The organism is Verrucomicrobiota bacterium, from assembly GCA_016871535.1.
GTDB lineage: Bacteria > Verrucomicrobiota > Verrucomicrobiia > Limisphaerales > SIBE01 > VHCZ01.
Map to the genome: position 1 here is coordinate 1 of VHCZ01000358.1, position 5,104 is coordinate 5,104.

Here is a 5,104-nt window from a genome sequence, read left to right on the forward strand (position 1 = left end):
TTGCCGTAATCGAAGATGTATGCCTTCGCGTGCAAGCGGCCCTTGGTATAGACCTTCACCGCAAGCCGCTTCTCTTCGATCATTCGCACCAGCGCCGTCACGACCGCCTGCGCTTCATCCGTCTGGTCCATCAACTCGATGGCCGACCGGATGTTGCCCGCCGTTTCGCCGGCCATGCGTTTCGTTTCCGTGCGCTTGGGATACGCCTCCGCCTCTGCCGCCTCGGCCACCAGTTCCAGCCGCCGGTAGCCCTCGGCCAATTGCTCCAACGTCTCGCGGTTTGTCGTGTTGCCAATGAGCAACCGCAATTCCTTCACGCCGACCAGCCGATGCGCGATGCTTTCCAACCCGGACAGGAAAAAATATCCGACCGCGAACCGCGCCGATTCCGTGGACGAGAGAATCCGGTTGATGTGGTCCACCAGTTTCTCCTTGCGGTTATCAATGATGTCGTGTGTGGGCATGAATGCTAACCAAACAGTCCTTTCATTCCGTCCACCAGAGCCTTTAACGGAACGGCTTCGACCTGATCGTGCAACGAATATCGGCGATCACCGGGATACACCACGGCAATCTGCTTCAGCTTCAAATCCTCCAAGGCAATTCGCATCGAAGGTGTCAGTTGCGGCGCGTCCGCCCGCTTGAATTCCACACCCAGCTTGCGTCCGCCTTTGACCATGACCAGATCAATCTCCGCTCCGGCATGCGTTCCCCAGAAATAGGCCTCATCCGGTTCGGCCGCCTGAATCGTTTCCTCCAACGCGTAGCCTTCCCACGAAGCGCCGGATTTCGGGTGAGCCAGCAATTCCTTCACTGACCGGATGCCCAACAGTTGGTGCAGCAACCCGCTGTCGCGAAAATAAATCTTCGGCGCTTTGACCTGCCGCTTGCCCAGATTCGCGTGCCACGGCGGCAATTGCCGCACCATGAACACGCCCGTCAGGATGTCCAGATAGCGCCGCACTGTCGTTTCACTCACGCCCAGCGAACGGGCCGGATCGGCCGCGTTCCACGTCTGCCCGTGATAATGCGCCAGCATCGTCCAGAACCGCAGCAAGGCTGTGGCCGGCGCGCCGATGCCCCATTGCGGCAAATCCCGCTCCAGAAAAGTCTGAATGAAGTTCTTCCGCCACGCCAGACTGTCGGCTTCCGTCCGCGCCAGAAACGCCAGCGGCAATCCGCCCCGCAGCCAATGCCGCGAAAATTTCTCCACGCCGATCTCGCTCAAACCAAATCCGCCCATCGGGAGGGTCTCCATCCGGCCCGCCAGCGATTCCGACGATTGCCGCATCAAATCCGGCGACGCGCTCCCCAGAATCAGAAAACGCGCCGGCAATGGCTTGCGATCCGCCAGCACCCGCAACACCGGAAACAGCTCCGGACGCCGCTGAATTTCGTCAATCACCACCAGCCCTTTTAGATCCTGCAACGCCGTCACCGGCTCAACGAGCCGCGCCAGGCCCACGGGGTCTTCCAGGTCGAAATAATTCAGGGAGTCGGCCGCGAGGAACTGCTGCGCCAGCGTCGTCTTGCCGCACTGCCGCGGGCCGATGAGCGCCACCACGCGGCTGCGGCGCAAGGCCGATTGCACATGCTTTTCCAATGCGGCGCGTTGAATCACGCTTCAAAGGCTACCTTGAAAATCCACAGTAGCATAGGGGAATTTCAAGGTGACAAAACCGCGCCGATTCCGTGGACGAGAGAATCCAGGCAGCTCCGTCAGGAGCGACATCTTTGTAGAACCGAGACCCGCACAAATCCAAAGCCCCGTCGGGGCGGAATAGGCCGCTCCTGACGGAGTTGGAATTGATGGGGACACGGATTTCTACAAAGATGCCGCGCCTACGGCGCTGGGCGGCGGAATGCAATTTGAAATGAAGATTCATTTGCCCGCCTCCTCCACGATTTTGATTTCCTCCGGCGTCAGGCCGTAGAGGGCATAGACCTGCTGGTCTATCTCCCGCTCCAACCCGCTCGTGTCGGCGGCGGGATTCTGGCGCTTGGCGGCAAGAACCTTCTCGACTCGCTTTGAAATCCCTGCCGCTTGCTCCCGAGTGGCCTTCTTAACAAGAAGCTTTTCCACGTGCTCCTTTTTCACCTCTGCCAACGCTTCCCCCTTTTCAGGATTCATCCACTGGAAATAGTGATTGAGTAATTTGGAGTTCAACAGTCCGAGGATGAACAGCAGGTCGCAATCGGCGTCTTTCGGGACAATCGTGTGCAGGTTGTTCATGCAAATGAATTGCTCGGAGTCGAGCGTGGCAATGAGAGAGTCCCCCGTCTGGCGAATCACCAGCTTCTGTGGCGCGTCAAAGCCGGCGGATGGACGTGGTTCTGCAAGATGGTCGCCGTATTTGATCCACCGGTCGCCTGGCCATTTGGTAACGTATTTCTCGATGTCGCGACCCCGTAGGAGCGGGCGATACGATTTGTCTTTGCGATGCGTGGCATCAAACACTCTCTTCTCTACAATGTCGCGCGTTTGTTTCGGAACGCCTTTGCCAACTTGGTAAGGCTTCATTCCCACCGTGACATCGCACAGCTCCCTCAACGCACGAGAACCGTGCCGAAGCTTTGCGACGAGATTTTCAAGCGCCTCAGCAGCAAAGATGTTCACGGGCTCGCCGTGCAGGGCAGCCCATTTCGCCTGCGCGACTTGACGCGAGTCCACGGCGTCCAGTTCCGTGATAATCTTTATCTTCGTCATCGTTCCGTCTGGCGGCTGCTTGCGCAGGATTACAACCTCGGTGTCCACCACCGCATCGAATACTTTCCGTGAATAATGGACGATCTCTTGGACGACCTGATTGCTGAAAATGAACTTGCGTATTTTCTTTAGCTTGAGGTTGCTCAGCCACGGGTTCGGGATGATGAAAGTCAGCACACCGCAGGGTCGCAGGAAGTCGAAACCTCGTTCCAAGAACAAGAGGTAGCTATCGAGTTGATAGTCTTGGTTGCGGTAGATACGCAGGAACAACTCCTTTTCCTCGTCGGAAAACTGCGCGCCGTATGGCGGATTCCCGATACCAAGATCGAATTCGTTGCGAATACCAAACATCCATTCGGCATCAAAGAAATCGGCCGACGCGTTCTGATCGTAGGGATTCCACGAGGCGAGTTTGCGGGCAGTGGCGGTGTCCCAGCCGTCATGTTTCAGAAGTTCAGCGATTTGGCCGCGGAGCTTTTCATCCTGTTCGCGGCATTTTGCCTTGCTGGCAAGAGTGCGGGCCATGAAATGCCGTTCGCGCACGCGGCGCAGTTCGGCTTCTTTGGCGTCAATCTCCCGGTTGCGGAGCAGTTGCTGGCCGGGCCGGTTCACACCAATGAGCGTGTTGGCCGCCACGAACCTGGTTTCCAGGTTCGGCAGCGGGCGCACGCCGCGATTGGGCTGCGCGTCGTCAATCTTCTGGTCCACGATGAGCGAGATGAAGAACCGCATCTTGGCGATTTGGACGGCAATCGGCTGGATGTCCACGCCGAAGATGCAGTTCTCAATCAGGTAGAGCTTGCGGCCATAATCCAGTTCGTTGTGCTCGAAGGCGTCGTTGATGCCGGCGATCTGCTGTTCCAGGTCGCGCACGGTCCGCTCCCGCAGTGGGGCGTCCTCAATCTTCTCGGCTTCCGCGATGGTGTTCCGGACGCGCTGAACCTGGCGCTCCTTCCATTTCTCGTTGCGCGGGTCGAGCTTGCCGAGGATGAACACCAGCTTGTGCAAGATGCCCATCGGGAACGCGCCCGAGCCGACGGCGGGATCGAGGGATTTGAGGTTGTCAATGGCGGCAATCAGGGCGTCCACCTCCGCCGGCGTGAACCGGTGCGGCTCGTCGTTGTAGGCGAACAGATGCCGAAGCCAGGTTTCCACGTCCTTCGCTGACGGCAGGGCGGTTTCCAGCTTGGTTTTCAGGCACGCAATCAGCGCCTCGTCCACCATGTAGTTGACGATTTCGCGCGGGGTGTAAAACGAGCCGGTCTGTTTGCGGGCGGTCGCGCCAGTCTCCGGGTTGTAGGCCGCGAGCAGATTTTCAAACACCTTGCCGGACAGTTCCGGGTCGAGCGCAACTTCCTGGTCAATCGGCGTGTCTTCCTCGACGGTGAAATTGTAGCGGTCGAAGATGTGAATCAGGCCGCGCACCGGCACGCGCTCGAATTTCTTGTCGCCATAGTCGGCGCTCAAATTCACGTCGCGCTCGCCGCCGAAGAAAAGGAAATCGGGCACGACCGGCTGGCTGTCGGCGCGGTCGGAGAAGCCGTCAATGCGGACGTAACGAGGCTTGGCGTCTTCACCGAGGTCTTTGTCGAGGCACTCGAACAGGCCGCCGTTGAGGAACGGGATGTTTTTGAAAACGTCGAGCGCCTCGGCGGGTTTCTGGAACAACTCGCGATGCCGGTAAAGGCTGTGCGCCATGAAATTCTGCTCCTCGCGCCGCCAGCCGCGTTTGTCCATTTCGGTGTTGAGCGTGGCGAAGAATAGATTTTGCAGGATGGCCTTGTAGAAAACGGATTCCTTGTCCGACGCCTTGTCCGGCGCGAATCCGGCGAGCATCCGGGCGAGATGGCGTTCATCGAACAGTTCTGCCGGGATGAGTCCCTTTTCCTTCACAAACCAGCAGAAGATCAGGCGCGTGATCAGGCGAATGAGGCTGATGTGGTCGTGGCCGTCGGCTTCCTTGGGCGCGTCCTTGGGGAAGCGGGCGACTTTGAGCGCCCAGAAATACCAGTTGGCAATTTCGCGGAAGAAATCCTTGGTGACGGCCTCGACATCGAACGCGGCGTCGCACTGTTCCTGAATCGCCAGCGGCGTGATGCCGAACAATTCGGGATGAATCTCCGTGAGATCGAGAAGTTGAATCCGCTCCGTGGCCGTGCGCAACCCCACGCCCGGCCGGATCGTGATTCTGCGGAACAGCCGGCGGCGCTCGATTTTCTCGTCGAGCTTGACGTTCAGGAAATGCCAGTCGGTCTGGCCTTTGTTGGAGAAGACGAACAGCGCGTAGGGATGTTCGCGCAGGAGTTGGCTTACGGCGGGCCGCTCAAGTGCGCGAGGAAGCCCATCGGACGCGAGCCGGCAGTAGATGACATGGAACGCATTGCCATCGCCGCCGCC

Annotated in this window: 3 protein-coding genes; all 3 read right to left on the bottom strand. The window is 58.8% G+C overall.

What is annotated here, in order from left to right:
- Nucleotides 1-464 (bottom strand): helicase (locus tag FJ398_25935; protein ID MBM3841328.1); only part of this gene is annotated, 464 nt, incomplete at its 3' end.
- Nucleotides 465-469: 5 nt separating this feature from the next.
- Entirely contained in the window at nucleotides 470-1,621 is a 1,152-nt protein-coding gene (locus FJ398_25940; protein MBM3841329.1) for an ATP-binding protein, read from the bottom strand.
- A 261-nt stretch (nucleotides 1,622-1,882) separates the two neighbouring features.
- On the bottom strand, nucleotides 1,883-5,104 hold a 3,222-nt coding region (locus tag FJ398_25945; GenBank protein ID MBM3841330.1), incomplete at its 5' end, for a hypothetical protein.